Genomic DNA, 14,548 nt, shown 5'->3' with positions numbered 1-14,548 from the left:
GCTCAGTTACCACATTGGATTAACCTAGTGAATCCCACGCAGGATTTGTGCAACAAGGCCGGTCCACCCAGAAAAGAGATCCCGAAATAACGTGCCGACAATTGCGCAAAAGACTGTAAAAAAGATACCCCGAAAAAAAGCGAGGCCAGAGCGCACAGCTCCGGCCTCGTCGGCACGATAAGGGTCCGGGCTCCTCTCCCATTCCCTCTCACACGCCGTATCCTCTGCGAATTGACGACTCGGGCTGCTGCCACGCTGTCGTTTCCGCGATATCACCGTGTCAGTTCGGACCGGTTTCCAAAACCGATCAACCCGCTTTGGCTGACTGGCCAGTTTAACCAGATCCGTTTACATAACGGTTACATTTTGGACATGCGCACATCAACCTGTCAAAATAAATCTCACTTTAACGGCAATTTAATTTTCAAGGCGGCGCGTTGAAATAAATGGCTTGCACGAGATGCGGAAATTTCAATCAAACGCCCGCATTTCAAGCGCCATTTCGCGCAAAATGACCGGGTGTTTTCAGCGGCCTGTCCGTCGCTCGCGCGCGGCACCTTTGCGTTTGTATGCCGTCGAACCCCGCCGAGTCGAGATATCTTGCAATGATTCTCCTGGGCGCCCCGCAGCGGTGCGGAGTGCGCTGCTGACGCCTGCGCAAATTGAAACCGGCACGGCCCTTTGCCACAGCTGCGGACAGAAAGGCCGCATTCCCGGCTCGGCGGCCCCATACCAGCCAGCCATACGCAAACCATACGCTTTCCATACGCCTTCCATATGGCGTTTTCCGCCTCTGGACCGCCCCGCCGAAGCCCCCTAACGTGCCCTCATGTTGCGCTATGCCCTCACCCGCCTGACCTCTCTTGCGATCAGCCTGCTGGTCGCCTCGGTGGTCATCTTTCTGGTGGTCGAGGTGGCCCCCGGCGACCCCGCCAGCTACATGCTCGGCCTCAATGCGCAGCCCGATACGCTAGCCGCGCTGCGGGTCGAACTCGGGCTGGATGTCCCAAAAATAACGCGATATTTCAATTGGATAACCGGTATGGTGTCCGGCGATTTCGGCATGTCTTACACCTATCGCACGCCCGTTTCGCAGATGGTGGCAGACCGGCTTTGGGTCTCTCTGCCCCTCGCGCTCTACGCTCTGGGTCTGGCCGTGGTCATTGCCTTTCCCGCCGGACTGTTCGCCGCCGCCCGTCGCGGAAAACCCTGTGATATCAGTGTGATGGGCGCCACGCAGCTGGGCATCGCCCTGCCGAACTTCTGGTTCGCCATGCTGCTGGTCCTGCTGTTTGCGATCAACCTGCGCTGGTTCGGTGCCGGCGGCTTCCCCGGCTGGTCCGATTTTCCCATTGGGATCAAGGCGCTAACCCTTCCCGCCGTGGCCCTCGCCTTGCCACAGGCCGCCATCCTGACCCGCGTTCTGCGCTCTGCCCTGCTCGATACACTGGACGAGGATTACATCCGCACCGCCCGTGCCAAGGGCCTGTCCCGCCGTCAGACCCTGTGGCGCCACGCCCTGCGTAACGCCTTGATTCCAGTGCTAACTATCATAGGCTTGCAGTTCTCATTTCTCCTAGCCGGGGCCATCATCATCGAACAGGTCTTCTACCTCCCCGGCCTTGGACGGCTGATTTTCCAGAGCATCAGCCAGCGCGATCTGATCGTCGTGGAATCCGTGGTCATGCTGCTGGTGTTTGCGGTGATCCTCGTCAACTTCCTCGTCGACCTCGCCTATGCCCTCGTCGACCCCCGCCTGCGGTCCCGCGCATGAGGCTGTCCCTCATCCTCGGCGCCACGCTCACCACGCTGTTTCTCGGCGCCGCGCTGCTGTCCTTTGTCTGGACACCCTACGGCATCACAGGGGTGGACATCGCCGCCCGCCTGCACCCGCCGGACATGACTAACCTCTTGGGAACAGATCATTTTGGCCGCGATATCCTCAGCATGATCATGGTCGGCGCGCGCACCTCCATCGCCGTGGCACTGGTCGCCGTGGGCATCGGCATGGGGCTTGGCGTGCCTCTCGGCCTTGCCGCCGCCGCCCGCTCCGGAGGCCTTCTGGACGAGCTCATCATGCGAGGCAACGACCTGATCTTTGCCTTTCCCAGCCTCGTGATCGCCATCCTGATCACCGCCGTTTTCGGCCCCGGCGCTGTGAATGCGATCATCGCCATCGGCATTTTCAACATCCCGGTCTTTGCCCGCCTGACGCGCGGCGGTGCCCTGTCGCTCTGGCAGCGCGACTTCATCCTCGCCGCCCGGGTGGCCGGCAAATCTGCCCCGCGGATCAGCCTCGAACATATCCTGCCCAACCTTGCCAACCTGTTGATTGTGCAGGGAACCATCCAATTCTCGCTGGGTATTCTGGCCGAGGCTGGCCTGTCCTACGTCGGCCTTGGCGCGCAACCGCCGATCCCCTCCTGGGGCCGGATGCTGGCCGATGCGCAGACCATGGTGGCGCTCGCTCCGCATGTGGCGATCATCCCCGGCATGGCGATTGTGCTCATGGTCCTGGGCCTCAACCTGCTGGGCGACGGGCTGCGCGACGCGCTCGATCCACGGCTGAAGGCCCGCGCGCCATGACCCTGCTCGACATCCGCAACCTGACCCTGTCGATCAGCGGCACACCCATCCTGCGCGATCTGTCGCTGACCATCGCCCCGGGCGAAATCCTTGCCCTCACCGGAGAATCCGGCTCGGGCAAGTCGATGACCGCCTTCGCCACCATGGGCCTTCTGCCGCAAGGCTCTGAAACCACGGGTGAAATCCTTCTCAACGGCACTGACCTGCTGGCCCTCACAGAACCGCAAATGTGCGCCCAGCGCGGCCGCAGGATGGGCATGGTGTTTCAGGAACCGATGACGGCGCTGAACCCGCTGCAGACCATCGGCCAGCAGGTGTCCGAAACCCTGCGCCTGTCGCGCAAGGGCGAGGCCGCGATGCCCCGCGCCGAGGTCAAAGAGCTGCTGCACCAGACCCTGACCCGCGTCGGCCTGCCCCCGGACAAGGTGCCCGCCACCCGCTATCCGCACCAGCTTTCGGGCGGTCAGCGCCAGCGCGTGGTCATCGCTATGGCCATCATCCGCCGCCCCGCCCTGCTGATCGCAGACGAGCCGACAACCGCGCTGGATGTCACCACACAGGCGCAGATCCTCGACCTGCTGCGTGATCTGGTGCAGGACTTCGGCATGGGCCTGCTGATGATCACCCATGATCTGGCGGTGGTCAGCCAGCTTGCCGACCGCATCGCGGTGATGCGCAAGGGCGAGATCGTCGAACAGGGCGCGACGCAGGCGGTGTTTGCGCAGCGCCGCCACCCCTACACCCGCGCCCTGTTCGACGCCTCGCGCCACCGCGCACAGCTTGACGAAATTCCGGCGCAGGCACCGCTTTTGCAGGTCCGCAACATCAGCCGCAGCTACCCGATGAAACGCCCCGGCCTGTTCCAGCCCCGCCCGCTGTTTTCTGCGCTCAAGGATGTGAGTTTCGAGATCCGGCGCGGCGAACGCCTTGGTCTTGTTGGAGAAAGCGGTTCTGGCAAATCCACCCTCACCCGCGCGATCCTTGGTCTCGATCCCATTGACGCGGGGCAGATCACCCTCGATGGCACCCCGGTCAGCGGCACGGACCCCACGACCCGGCGCAAGATGCAGGTGGTGTTTCAGGACCCCTACAGCAGCTTCAATCCCCGCCACCGGGTCGCGCGGCTGATCACGGAACCCTTCCATCTGATCGACGACGCCCCCACCGGTGCGGCGCGGAACACAGCTGTGGCCGAGGTGCTGACCGCTGTCGGCCTGTCCCCACGGGACGGTGACAAGTACATCCACGCCTTCTCGGGCGGGCAGCGCCAGCGCATCGCCATCGCCCGTGCACTGATCACCCGCCCCGATCTGATCCTGTTTGACGAGGCTGTCTCGGCACTTGATGTCCGCGTCCGGGCGCAGATCCTTGACCTGATCGCGGATCTGTCGCGGCGCTATGGCCTGAGCTATCTGTTCATCGGCCACGACCTGTCGGTGGTGCGCGGGATCACCGACCGTGTGATGGTGATGCAGGCGGGCCAGATCGTCGAACAGGGGCCGACCGAGCAGGTGTTTGACGCACCCACCCATCCCTATACCCGCAAACTGATCGCCGCCGCCCCGCGCCTGCCCGACTTTGGCGCCTGAACCCCACGGAAAGACCCCCAAGATGCAGCCCGGCCCCCTGAACCTGATCACCGACATCCCCGGCCTCAAGGTTGGCAATGCACAGGACGCGGCGCTGAACTCTGGCACCACGGTCCTGACCGCTGATGCGCCCTTTGCCTGCTCTTACGCCGTGCTGGGCGGTGCCCCAGGCACGCGCGAAACCGATCTGCTGGAACCCGACAAATCCGCGCCGGGGGTAGATGCGCTGGTCCTGTCGGGGGGCAGTGCCTTTGGCCTCGCCGCCGCACAAGGGGTGATGGACGCACTGCACACCGCGGGGCGCGGTTTTGCGGTGCACAGCGCCCGCGTGCCGCTGGTGCCCGCCGCAATCCTGTTTGATCTGCTGAACGGTGGCGACAAGGCCTGGGGCGAAAACCCTTATCCTGCGCTTGGCCGCGCGGCGCTGGCGGCGGCCCATACGCGCTTTGCCCTGGGCACAGCAGGCGCCGGGACGGGCGCGCAGACGGCGATGCACAAGGGGGGCCTTGGCTCGGCGTCTCTCGTGCTCGACGATGGCACCACCGTGGGCGCGCTGGTGGCAGTAAATCCGCTGGGCAGCGTCACAACCCCCGCGGGGCGAAATTTCTGGGCCGCACCGTTCGAGATGGGCGCAGAGTTCGGCGCTTTGGGCCCCGATCCGGCGCGCGGTTTTCAGCCCCCGCCGGACAGCCGCAAACTTGCTGCCATGGCCGCCCTCGGCAACACCACAATCGGCATCGTCGCCACGGATGCGGCGCTGGACAAGTCCCAGCTGAAGCGGATGGCTGTCGCCGCCCATGACGGCATTGCCCGCGCCATTGTGCCCGCCCACAGCCCGCATGACGGCGATCTGATCTTTGCCGTCTCGACCGGGGCTGTGGAGCTGACGGCTCCCCCCACGCAGCTGACCCAGATCGGCCATGCCGCCGCAATATGTCTGGCCCGAGCCATTGCCCGCGCGGTCTGGGAGGCGGTGGCAGCGCCCGGCGATCTGCTGCCGACTCTGCGGCAGGATCTTGGGCGGGTCTGAGGCGGGCGTGCCCTACTTTCGGTGTCGCGTTTCATGTGGCGCCGCGCGCAGCGCGCGCGTCGCTGTGCCTCCGGCGGGGATATTTAGGGACAGATGAAGGCGGGGCTCAGCGCAGGATCGGCGGTTTTTGCGGGTCCGATCCAGGGGCGGCCGGGGATAGGGTGTTGCGTTCCGCAGGCTGTGGCAGATCAAAGCGCAGCCCAACCCGGGCCAGCTTGGCCGTCAGCGGATCGCTGTCGGACAGGAAAACAACATCCAGCGCGCCCGCTTCGATCCCTGAAAAAACCAGCGCCTCGTTCACCGCCCGGGCCAGTGCGGATTCCGCCCCGGGCGCGGTGCCGGTCAGACCCAGCAGGTGACCCCGGCTGTCGTCGTCATAGACCACGGCGGCCAGATAGGCCTTGCGCGCAAGGCCCGAGGCGAGGCCGAGCTTTGTGTCGAGCGCGGTGATCAGACTGTCTGGCAAGCCTTTGGGGGCCAGCACCTCGACCGGTCTGGCCTCAGATTCCTCAGGCCCCTCACCCAGAGTCTGCACCAGCCAGTCGACCGCTGATCCCGGGATCAGGAACGAAGATGGCGCAACGTCGAGGTTCAGACCAAGGCCGATGTCCTGCCCCGTGAGCATACCGGCAATCGCGCGCCCCGACAGGGCAGCATAGGGCGCGGCATGGCCGGTGAAGGCGGTCAGGCGCTCCTCGCGGTCGAACACCAATACAAAGCGGCTGTCGGACAGTTCGAACAGCTCCGGCGTGACATTGTCGCCCTCGGGTTCCTGCGCCAGCAGCAGGAACAGTTCGCCATCTGCCAGCCGTTCATAAAACCGTAGGCGTGCCGAGGCATCCTCGGGCGCGGCCTCCATCGCGGCATGGGCCACATCCAGCGGGGTGTCTTCGCTCATCACATCTCTCCAAGTGCCACATTCACCAGGATGCGCGGATAGGTTCCGCGCCATCTTGCTTGGCCCCTGCGGTATTGTGTCAGGGCGGAGCCGGCAAGGGCGAAGGCACGGTCAGATGGTCACGCCAGCGGACCGTGACCGGATCGTCTGCGCGACGATGCCTGCCTGCTCACTCCGCCGCCGTGATCTCGACCCTGACCGAGGCATACCAATCCGCAGCCGCCCGGATGTCCTGATCCGTCAGATCGGCGGCGATGGCCGACATGACAGGATGCGTGCGTTTACCGCCGCGAAACGCCTTGAGCTGGGTGTCGATATAGATGTTCGTCTCACCCGACAGATTCGGCACATCCTCGGCCAGACCGATGCCGTTCTCGCCGTGACAGGCAACACAGACCACGGGCGCGCCCGCCGCATCTGCGGTCAGTGTCGCGGTCACAGTATGATCTGCATACCAGGCGGCCAGATCAGCAATCTGCTGGTCGGTGAGGGACTTGGCAACGACGCTCATCATTTCGTGCGTGCGGGTGCCATCGCGAAACGCGGTCAGTTGAGACATGATGTAGGGGGCCGGTTCCCCGCCGATATGCGGCGCGATGGGGATCTTGGCATAGCCGTCGATCCCGTGGCAGGTGCGGCATTGCCCCGCAAGCTTGCGCCCTTCGGCAGGGTCACCGGCCGTCTGGGCGGACACGGCCCCGGCGAGAAGAATCCCGCCGAGGCTGAACAGGGTTGCGCGGATCATTGGCCGTAGCTGATCCGATAGAGCGCGCCGGTCAGGTCGTCCGAGACCAGAAGCGAGCCATCGCGCAGGTTCGCCACATCGACGGGGCGGCCGAGGTATTCGCCGTTCTCGTCGATCCAGCCTTCGGCAAAGGGTGCGGTGGTGGCGTTGCCATCCGCATCAAGCGTTGTCACCATGACCCGTGCGCCAACCGGCGTGGTGCGGTTCCAGGACCCGTGCTGGGCCGAAAAGATCGCGCCCTGATACTTTTCCGGAAACGCCTTGCCCGTGTAGAACACCATGCCCAGATCGGCCGCATGGGCCACGGTTTGTGACGCTGGCATGGTGACCTCGACAGGCACCTCTTCGCCCTTGTATTCGTTCGTGCGCGTGTCGCCGCCGCCAAACCACGGATGGCCATAATGCAGGCCCACGGCGGTCATGTGGTTGATCTCGCCCGGCGGGATGTCATCCCCCATGCCGTCGACCTGATTGTCAGTGAACCACAGATCGCCCGTGGCGGGGTCAAAGTCCTGGCCGACCGAGTTGCGCACGCCCTGTGCGATGACTTCGCGGCCTGTGCCGTCGGTGTTCATGCGGATGATCCCGCCGATGCCGGTGTCCAGATACTTCTGGATCTTGTCGGGGGGCGTCACGTTGTGCGGCTGACCAAGCGAGATATAGAGCTTGCCATCCGGGCCGATGTCACAGACCCGCGCTGTGTGGTTGAAGCTTTCTTCGTCGGTCGGGATCAGATCGCCCTGTTTCACAACCTGACCAACCGCGACGTCGGGGGATTCATAAAAGAACTCGGCTGCCGGGAAGACCAGAACCCGGTTCTGCTCGGCGATATACAGGAACCCGTCCGGGCTGAAGCAGACACCGTTGGGGATGGTAAAGGTCAGCGAGGGCGCGAAATCCTTGACCTCATCGGCGATGCGATCCTTGTTGCGGTCGGTGACGGCCCAGACCTTGTCCTTGCGGGTGCCGACAAAGGTCACGACACCCTGCGGACCCACGGCGATGTGGCGGGCATCTGGAACGATGGCATAAAGCTCGATCTTGAAGCCATCGGGCATCTTGATCCGGTCGAGCGTCTTCTTGATCCCGTCGGCATAGGCGCCGGTCTGGTCGACCATGGTGAAATCTTTCACGCCGGTCGACTGCATGCTTTGCAGCCGTTCTATATTGGGTGGCAGTTCCGCGCTTTGCGCGGCGGCATAGCCAGTGGTCATCGCCAAGGCCGCGATGGACGAAAGCAGTTTCTTCATTTGTGTCTCCTCCCAGAGTTTCTGGCGGCGGGCCGGTTCGCGCGGCCCGCCGCCGCTGCAGATCGCCCCGGGGGTTACAGGTTGCCCCTGGTCATTTCCCCGGCGATATGGTCAGCCTGCCGGATCGCCAGCGCCACGATGGTCAGCGTCGGGTTTTCCGACGCCCCCGTGGTGAACTGCGATCCGTCCGACACGAACAGGTTGTCGATGTCATGGCTGCGCCCATTGCGGTTCACCACGCCATCACGCGCATTTTCCGACATCCGGTTGGTGCCAAGGTTGTGCGTCGACGGATAGGGCGGCGTCGGCAGGGTGCGTGTGGCCCCCATCGCGTCATAGATCGACTGCCCCAGCGCATAGGCATGGGCACTCATCGCCTTGTCATTGGCATGGTCGGAATAGTTGACATTGGCCACCCCCATCCCGAACTGGTCGGTGACGTCACTGTTCACGGTGACGCGGTTGGTTTCCTGCGGCATATCCTCGCCCACGATCCACATGCCGGCCATGTTTTCGTAGGAATCCAGCGCCGTGGTAAACTCACGCCCCCAGCCGCCCGGATCAAGGAAGGCCGCCATGAACGGCAGGCCCAGGCTCAGAGTTTCAAGCTCGTAGCCGCCGACGAACCCGCGCGTGGGATCCAGCCGCGCTTCGTCCTGAAGGATGCCCGCCATAGTCGTGCCGCGCCACATCTTCACCGGCTTGTCAAAGATGCCATAGACCGAACCGGTCAGGTGGCGCATATAGTTGCGCCCCACCTGCCCCGAGGAATTGGCAAGGCCATCGGGATACATCGCAGAGGCCGAGTTGAGCAGGATGCGCGGGCTTTCGATCGAATTGCCCGCAACGCAGACGATCCGCGCCATCTGCTTGTGTTCCACACCGTCCTTGTCAGCATAGACCACGCCGTTCACGCGGCCATCGTCACCATGTTCGATGCGCAGCACATGGGCACGCTCGCGCACCTCAAGGTTCCCGGTCGCCTCGCCGCGCGGAATGTCGGTATAGGCCGACGACCACTTGGCCCCCCATTTACAGCCCTGAAAACAGAACCCAGTCTGCTGGCAGGCCATCCGCCCGTCATAGTCGGACGAATTGATCGCCATGCGCCCGGTGTGGACCTCCTTATAGCCCAGCTTCTTGGCGCCCGCCTCGAACACCTTGAAGTTGTTGTTGCCCGGCAGGCCTGCGCGGTCGCCGGTGCGGGTCACACCCAGCTTGGTTTCGGCCTTTTCATACCAGGGCGCCATTTCTGCGCCGTCGATGGGCCAGTCGAGCAGATTGGCCCCCTGCACCGCGCCATAATTGGTCTTGGCCTTCCACTCATGTTCCTGAAACCGCAGCGACGCCCCGGCCCAATGGGTTGTGGTGCCGCCAACGGCCTTGACGATCCAGGCGGGCAAGCCGCTGAAATCCTTGGCCACACGCCAGTCACCCGACGTGGTGCGCGGGTCAAGCCAGGCCAGCTGACCAAAGCTGTCCCATTCGTCGTTGATGAAATCCTCGGGCAGATAGCGCCCCCCGGCCTCAAGCGAGACAACCGAGATGCCTTTCTGCGCGAGTTCGTTGGCAAGGACCCCGCCGCCCGCGCCGGTGCCGATGATGACAACAACGCTGTCGTCGGTCTTGTCAAAAGGTGCAGCCATTTTTGTCGTCCTCCCTCAGCCGATCCACGAAATGTCGTCAAAGCCACGATTGATATAGCCGCCCTTGGAATAGGACTCGCCCTCGTAGCCAAAGATCGGCCAGACCGCCTTCTGGTTATAAAGGCCGGTCACCAGCCCGCCGCGTACCTTCTGGAAAAACGCGCTGTCCTCGATCGCGCGCAGGACATCCACGCGATCACGTTCCCAACCGATATCAATGTAAGAGCCATGCCCCTTGCCGCGTGCGACACCATTCAGCATCTCGATCCCGGCTTCGGTGTCATCAACGGCGTCGGGCACATCATAACCCTTGACCGCGGCGGCATAGAATTCATCCGCAACCTTGTCATGGGGATAGATATCGCGCGCCATCTGGATCAGCGTCGCCATCGTGTCGGGTTTCAGGGCGTTCATCTCGGTCGCCCAGGCCGCGTCAGCGCCAGACACAAAGTTCACACCGATCACAAATCCCGCCCCCGCCGCCACGCCGCGCGAAAGAAGCTGACGGCGCGAAAGCCCCTTCAGGTTCGTTGTTCTGGTCATCTCCGGTTCCTCCCTATGACCTTTATATGACCGGGCGTGATCCTCCTTCGCGCCCGGCTTCGTCTATCTTTGGCTCATGTGAACCGTCCCGACCGTTCCAGCACCTCGATCTGATAGCCATCGGGATCGGCCACAAAGAAAAAGCGCCCGACCAGCGTGCCGCTGGGAGCAAATTCAACAAGTTTGCGGGGGTTCAGGCCCTCGGCCTCGAAACGCGCATGTTCCGCGTTCAGATCCTCGACCGATACGGCAAGATGGCCATAGCCATTGCCCAGATCATAGGGCTCGGTCTGGGCCTTGTTCACGGTCAGCTCAAGTTCAAAGCCGGTTTCAGAATTGGACAGATACACCAGTGTGAATTCGTCGAAATCCAGCCGATCCGCGACGGTCAGGCCAAATGCCTTTTCGTAAAATGCACGCGAACGATCCTCGTTCAACACGCGGATCATGCTGTGGATGGCCTTTGCCATGTCACCTCCTGCAAAGAATGGTCATTTCGGATCAGGATAGGAGGGATGAAAACCAGCCGGGTAGTAGGGCGTTACTACATCGCGCTTTGCCGCTATTCTGCCGCCATCAGGACCTCTTCATGCGCTGTCTGCGTCGCGGCCTGCTTGGATAGGAAAATCAGGCAGGTGGTGCGCAGAACAGAGGTAAAGTTCTGCGGCTCTCCCTTCAGCTGAAGGATCTCACTGTGCAGCGTCGACAGGAACTGCGGGGTCGAGGCCCCGTCACCCTCTGCAATTTCGTCTAGAATGGCCCAGAAGGCGTTTTCCAGCCGGACAGAGGTGCTCTGACCGTTCAGCCTCAGCCGCCGCGTGGTCGAAGCATAGCGTTCGGGATCCTGTCCCGCAAAGACCTGGCACATGAATGTTCCTCCTCCTTCGTGTTTCCGGTTGTTGACGTGATCCACTGGAAAAGGAGTATGAAGCAGTCGGCAAATCTTGTCTTTGCGACCAAATGTGAATGGCGGGGCCTACACTACCCCTCCATAACCCGGGAACATGCCTCTCAGCCCTACACCCCGGGCGGCATGAAACTCGTGCGCGGCGTCAGGCCGCGTCCAGCCGAATCCGGCTGTGACCATCGAAATAACGCAGATCGCCATAGCATGTCTGCCGCTGGTGACGCCGATCCTCAGCCGGTGTCTGGTGCACAACAACCGCTACAAGGTCCTGAATGCGCCCCCCAACCGGTCGCTGGATGAAACCGCCGAACGGCATGTCCCGATCCTCGCAGCGCCTGAGGCGCGGGATGTGCCCCGGCTGCACGACCTTCTGTCCCAAAACATCGCCACTACTGTCGATGCCGTCCCGGACCTGACAGCCCAGATGCAAAGGATCAGACATGAGCCTCCTCAGCAAGACCATTGCAGATACTGGATCGTCTGGAGATTGAGGATAGGGGACTGGCGGATCTGACCCTGCCTTGCCCCGCTGCCGGCCGGGGATGACGCCCTGTCGCACCTGCGGTCGCTCTACCTGAAAGCCACCGCGCTGGACCCTTTGCGCTCGGATACAGATCTAATGATCGCGCGGCTGCGCGCCCTCTGGCGCAGGGACCGCTTTGATCTGATGGGCGGTGTCGTGCACGGCTTCATGCAGATGGGCGCCGCACTGCCAGAGGCCCGGGAAGCCTTTTCCAACTGCGGGGACGTTTTCAAGACCACGACCGTCTGAGCAAGGCTGACCTCGGATGCGGGTGTCGCTGGGACAGAATGCGTCGCGGATCTGTTCCAGAAGGACAAGGTGTTCCCGCCCTCGGCCCCCAATGAGAGCTTTCAGGAAATCATCGGCGCCTTCAAGGCGGGCAATACCGCAATCACAATCCACCACAGCGGATCGGCCAACGGCATGGTCAAGGCATTGGGCGGCACGGTCGCTGCGGCCATCGTGCCAGAATGTGGCGGTGGCCGCTGGAGCGCCTTTGGCGACGCAAGGACCGCCGTGATGCCCGGCGCCGAAGACAATGAAGACGCCTGGAAATGGATCAGCTTCCTGTCCTAGCCCGGAAACAACACTTGGTTCAACGAGGCGTCAGGGCAACTGCCGGTGATCAAAGCCGACACCGAAAGCTGGACACCGCAACCGCAGCGCTCTGTCAGGCGACGGTCGACAGCCTGCCGCTTTATGCCTTCGTCAATGCGCACTAACCCCGACTTTGGATATGAATCAGCCATCACAGTGCTCTTCACGCTGAGGCTCATGCTGATTGTCGTCTTCTATGTCCGCCGCATCGGAAAGGCGGTGTCTTGATGGCCCTGCACAAACGCTGTCCCGTCAAACGCATCCTGAGCGTCTATCTGCCCATGCTGGTGATCCTCACCTTCACCCTCGGCCCGTATATCGGCTGCGGTCGTCATGCCCGCCAGATGCTGCCGCCGTAGCTGGGGCGCAACTACATCAGGATTGCCGCCCTTTGCGACCGTGACGCCGCAGCACACCGGGGCGGAACACGGTGTGACGCAGCTGTCTGACGACTTCAACGTGATGATCCGCGCACCGGGGCTGGACGCGGTCGGCCTGGATCTGTACCGCGCCGCCAGCAGGGCCGCTCCCAGCGAAAGCGGAACGCTTTAGCGGCGCGCGAACCAGGCGGGTTCGGGCGTTTCAATGCCGGTCGGCTGCTCGTCCTCGACCTTGCGCCAGACGGTCTTGTCCATGGGCGTCACATGCGCATCCCGCCCCTTGGCAAAGCTCTGACCGTGCACGATGTCGCGGTACGCTGCGTTCAGTGCCATGGCACGACCCTGCGACGGGATGATCAGCGGTGCGATATCGTCGTGGATCTGCGCCGCCTTTGCGTCGCTCAGCTTGCGGTTTCCATCCAGCCAGGCCTCGATCACCTCGCTATTGGCGCGATATTCGTCGCCTGCCCCGTTGGTGCGCAGGTAATGGACGTAATCGCCCATGCCATCCGCGCGGATCAGATCCGGCGTGCCGGACAGGCTTTTCTGGCTCCAGTGATACCAGCCATCGCGCAACGATCCGGCGGCCAGCTTGCGGGGAAAGGCAAAGGTAGAGTCATCCACCGTCCCGACGCCCCCGTGGCAGCCGGTGCAAAACACGGTTTCCTCGAAACTCTGCGGGCGCAAGTCACCTGCGGCATCTTCGATGAACCCCTGCAGACGCCAGCCATTGCCGGTGGGAATGCCAGCCTCGGACGAGCCAAAGAACTGCTTGGTGCGATCGGGAAAATCGCTGTCCTCTTTCTTTTCGCCCAGCGCGCTGTCTTCAAGGTCGGCATAGGTCTGCCAGCGCGATTTGCGCATGTAACGCAGCTCTTTCATCCGGGGCGCCATGGCCACCGTGTCGCCCTGCGGATCAAGGTAGCGCACGGAATGCAAGAATTCGGTCCCATAGGGATAGAGCCCGGCGGCAAGCGGTGCCTCTGCGCCAGACAAAGTCCCTGCAAGGCCCGCCCAATACATCATCTCACCATCAAGGGGCGCAAAGGAAAACACCACCTCTGTCGCGCGCCCCATAACGCCATCCCGGTCCAGATCGACCCCCATGGCGGTCTCATCCGTTGGCTCGATCGCCACATCGGCCCGCCGGATCAGCGCCTCAGTGATCGACAGGTTGGTCTTGTAGACCTCCAGATCTACAGCCCCCGACGCATCCTGACGATAGGCCTGAGGCAGGCGGATCAGCACATCATCACCCGACCCGTTGGTGGGCCAGAACCCGCCCGGCAGCGGCTGATAGGCAAAGGCGCGCCAACCGCTCAGGCGTCCATCCGGAGCGTGATCGAACCCTTCCTCGTCAAAGGCGAAATAGCTGTCGGGCACATAACCCGCCCATTGACCATCGCCATTGCTGTCCCAATCCACCGGCACCTCTGCCAGCTTGGCAGCCAGGATCGGCTGGCCATCCGTACCCAGATAATTGTCCTGCTCCACATAGGCCTTGATCTCTGCGGGGTCGGTTGCGGCAACAACGCCAGTGCGGTCCACAAACAGGTTGGTCCAGGGATTGACCAGCGCGGGCCCCGGCATCGCATAGCTTTGCTGCAGGACCGGATCATTGACGAAATTCGGGCGGCGCGCGCTCACATGGCAGGTCTGGCAGGGGTTGTGGGCGACACCGGCGTCATCCAGCGTCTTGGTATAGCACTGCGGCGGAATATAGGCCGTCGGATTGTCCAGAGTGGTGGTTGTCAGATCAACCGCCATAGACGACCCGGAACTGAGCAAAAACGCAAAGACAGACAAACGCAGCATATTTTTTCTCCGCAGAAAAGATCCTCAAGAAAACGGGGC

Annotated in this window: 16 protein-coding genes; 8 read left to right on the top strand and 8 right to left on the bottom strand. The window is 62.8% G+C overall.

The window, feature by feature from the left end:
* Positions 1 to 829 precede the first annotated feature (829 nt).
* The 4 genes from P775_RS24785 to P775_RS24770 are packed head-to-tail and all read left to right on the top strand — an operon-like array spanning position 830 to position 5,205.
* A complete protein-coding gene (locus P775_RS24785) occupies positions 830 to 1,774 on the top strand; it encodes an ABC transporter permease (RefSeq protein ID WP_099913490.1) in 945 nt (314 codons plus the stop codon).
* Complete coding sequence (locus P775_RS24780; RefSeq protein WP_099913489.1) at positions 1,771 to 2,586, top strand: ABC transporter permease; 816 nt, start codon at positions 1,771 to 1,773, stop codon at positions 2,584 to 2,586. Before P775_RS24785 ends, P775_RS24780 begins: the two co-directional genes overlap by 4 nt.
* Positions 2,583 to 4,175, top strand: coding sequence for an ABC transporter ATP-binding protein (locus tag P775_RS24775; protein WP_099913488.1), 1,593 nt, complete (start codon positions 2,583 to 2,585; stop codon positions 4,173 to 4,175). The genes P775_RS24780 and P775_RS24775 overlap by 4 nt, the downstream gene beginning before the upstream one ends.
* A gap of 22 nt (positions 4,176 to 4,197) precedes the next feature.
* Positions 4,198 to 5,205 carry a P1 family peptidase gene (locus P775_RS24770; protein WP_099913487.1) on the top strand — a complete coding sequence of 336 codons (1,008 nt, stop codon included), beginning with the start codon at positions 4,198 to 4,200 and terminating at the stop codon, positions 5,203 to 5,205.
* 106 nt (positions 5,206 to 5,311) lie between these two features.
* On the opposite strand, the gene P775_RS24765 is transcribed toward P775_RS24770, so the two are convergent.
* The 7 genes from P775_RS24765 to P775_RS24735 form a co-directional block, all read right to left on the bottom strand.
* Positions 5,312 to 6,103, bottom strand: a complete 792-nt coding sequence (locus tag P775_RS24765) for an SseB family protein (RefSeq protein WP_099913486.1) — start codon at positions 6,101 to 6,103, stop codon at positions 5,312 to 5,314.
* A gap of 169 nt (positions 6,104 to 6,272) precedes the next feature.
* Positions 6,273 to 6,848, bottom strand: a complete 576-nt coding sequence (locus P775_RS24760) for a c-type cytochrome (protein ID WP_099913485.1) — start codon at positions 6,846 to 6,848, stop codon at positions 6,273 to 6,275.
* Entirely contained in the window at positions 6,845 to 8,098 is a 1,254-nt protein-coding gene (locus P775_RS24755; protein ID WP_099913484.1) for a PQQ-dependent sugar dehydrogenase, read from the bottom strand. Before P775_RS24755 ends, P775_RS24760 begins: the two co-directional genes overlap by 4 nt.
* Positions 8,099 to 8,172: 74 nt before the next feature.
* Positions 8,173 to 9,744 (bottom strand): GMC family oxidoreductase, encoded by a 1,572-nt coding sequence (locus tag P775_RS24750; RefSeq protein WP_099913483.1) that lies wholly within the window; start codon positions 9,742 to 9,744, stop codon positions 8,173 to 8,175.
* A gap of 15 nt (positions 9,745 to 9,759) precedes the next feature.
* Positions 9,760 to 10,287, bottom strand: coding sequence for a Twin-arginine translocation pathway signal (locus P775_RS24745; protein ID WP_099913482.1), 528 nt, complete (start codon positions 10,285 to 10,287; stop codon positions 9,760 to 9,762).
* A gap of 74 nt (positions 10,288 to 10,361) precedes the next feature.
* Positions 10,362 to 10,757 carry a VOC family protein gene (locus P775_RS24740; protein ID WP_099913481.1) on the bottom strand — a complete coding sequence of 132 codons (396 nt, stop codon included), beginning with the start codon at positions 10,755 to 10,757 and terminating at the stop codon, positions 10,362 to 10,364.
* Positions 10,758 to 10,849: 92 nt separating this feature from the next.
* The gene (locus P775_RS24735; RefSeq protein ID WP_099913480.1) at positions 10,850 to 11,155 is read right to left on the bottom strand and encodes a ribbon-helix-helix domain-containing protein; all 306 of its coding nucleotides are present in this window, start codon (positions 11,153 to 11,155) and stop codon (positions 10,850 to 10,852) included.
* 211 nt (positions 11,156 to 11,366) lie between these two features.
* Between P775_RS24735 and P775_RS27775 the strand changes: the two genes are divergently transcribed.
* The 4 genes from P775_RS27775 (at position 11,367) to P775_RS29515 (ending at position 12,673) form a co-directional block, all read left to right on the top strand.
* Complete coding sequence (locus P775_RS27775; RefSeq protein ID WP_143520995.1) at positions 11,367 to 11,708, top strand: hypothetical protein; 342 nt, start codon at positions 11,367 to 11,369, stop codon at positions 11,706 to 11,708.
* 105 nt (positions 11,709 to 11,813) lie between these two features.
* Entirely contained in the window at positions 11,814 to 11,966 is a 153-nt protein-coding gene (locus tag P775_RS28275) for a hypothetical protein (protein ID WP_180287570.1), read from the top strand.
* Between the two features lie 69 nt (positions 11,967 to 12,035).
* Positions 12,036 to 12,293: a type 2 periplasmic-binding domain-containing protein gene (locus tag P775_RS24725; protein ID WP_245875850.1), complete on the top strand. Its 258-nt coding sequence runs from the start codon at positions 12,036 to 12,038 to the stop codon at positions 12,291 to 12,293.
* Positions 12,294 to 12,541: 248 nt separating this feature from the next.
* The gene (locus tag P775_RS29515; RefSeq protein WP_281256120.1) at positions 12,542 to 12,673 is read left to right on the top strand and encodes a hypothetical protein; all 132 of its coding nucleotides are present in this window, start codon (positions 12,542 to 12,544) and stop codon (positions 12,671 to 12,673) included.
* A 189-nt stretch (positions 12,674 to 12,862) separates the two neighbouring features.
* Here P775_RS29515 and P775_RS24710 read toward each other — a convergent pair whose 3' ends face one another.
* Positions 12,863 to 14,509: a hypothetical protein gene (locus P775_RS24710; protein ID WP_099913478.1), complete on the bottom strand. Its 1,647-nt coding sequence runs from the start codon at positions 14,507 to 14,509 to the stop codon at positions 12,863 to 12,865.
* Between the last annotated feature and the right edge of the window lie 39 nt (positions 14,510 to 14,548).

Origin of the sequence: Puniceibacterium antarcticum (genome assembly GCF_002760615.1) — a bacterium.
In the GTDB taxonomy this organism is placed as follows: domain Bacteria; phylum Pseudomonadota; class Alphaproteobacteria; order Rhodobacterales; family Rhodobacteraceae; genus Puniceibacterium; species Puniceibacterium antarcticum.
The sequence above is the reverse complement of the archived record's forward strand: the minus strand, read 5'-3'. Positions and strand labels throughout refer to the sequence as shown.

Excerpts from the sequence above, each read along its gene's own strand:
- P775_RS24760 (WP_099913485.1), bottom strand. The coding sequence starts at position 6,848 with ATGATCCGCGCAACCCTGTTCAGCCTCGGCGGGATTCTTCTCGCCGGG.
- P775_RS24785 (WP_099913490.1), top strand. The coding sequence starts at position 830 with ATGTTGCGCTATGCCCTCACCCGCCTGACCTCTCTTGCGATCAGCCTG.
- P775_RS24740 (WP_099913481.1), bottom strand. The coding sequence starts at position 10,757 with ATGGCAAAGGCCATCCACAGCATGATCCGCGTGTTGAACGAGGATCGT.
- P775_RS24755 (WP_099913484.1), bottom strand. The coding sequence starts at position 8,098 with ATGAAGAAACTGCTTTCGTCCATCGCGGCCTTGGCGATGACCACTGGC.
- P775_RS24710 (WP_099913478.1), bottom strand. The coding sequence starts at position 14,509 with ATGCTGCGTTTGTCTGTCTTTGCGTTTTTGCTCAGTTCCGGGTCGTCT.
- P775_RS29515 (WP_281256120.1), top strand. The coding sequence starts at position 12,542 with ATGGCCCTGCACAAACGCTGTCCCGTCAAACGCATCCTGAGCGTCTAT.
- P775_RS24735 (WP_099913480.1), bottom strand. The coding sequence starts at position 11,155 with ATGTGCCAGGTCTTTGCGGGACAGGATCCCGAACGCTATGCTTCGACC.
- P775_RS24775 (WP_099913488.1), top strand. The coding sequence starts at position 2,583 with ATGACCCTGCTCGACATCCGCAACCTGACCCTGTCGATCAGCGGCACA.
- P775_RS24745 (WP_099913482.1), bottom strand. The coding sequence starts at position 10,287 with ATGACCAGAACAACGAACCTGAAGGGGCTTTCGCGCCGTCAGCTTCTT.
- P775_RS24765 (WP_099913486.1), bottom strand. The coding sequence starts at position 6,103 with ATGAGCGAAGACACCCCGCTGGATGTGGCCCATGCCGCGATGGAGGCC.
- P775_RS28275 (WP_180287570.1), top strand. The coding sequence starts at position 11,814 with ATGATCGCGCGGCTGCGCGCCCTCTGGCGCAGGGACCGCTTTGATCTG.
- P775_RS24750 (WP_099913483.1), bottom strand. The coding sequence starts at position 9,744 with ATGGCTGCACCTTTTGACAAGACCGACGACAGCGTTGTTGTCATCATC.
- P775_RS24770 (WP_099913487.1), top strand. The coding sequence starts at position 4,198 with ATGCAGCCCGGCCCCCTGAACCTGATCACCGACATCCCCGGCCTCAAG.
- P775_RS24780 (WP_099913489.1), top strand. The coding sequence starts at position 1,771 with ATGAGGCTGTCCCTCATCCTCGGCGCCACGCTCACCACGCTGTTTCTC.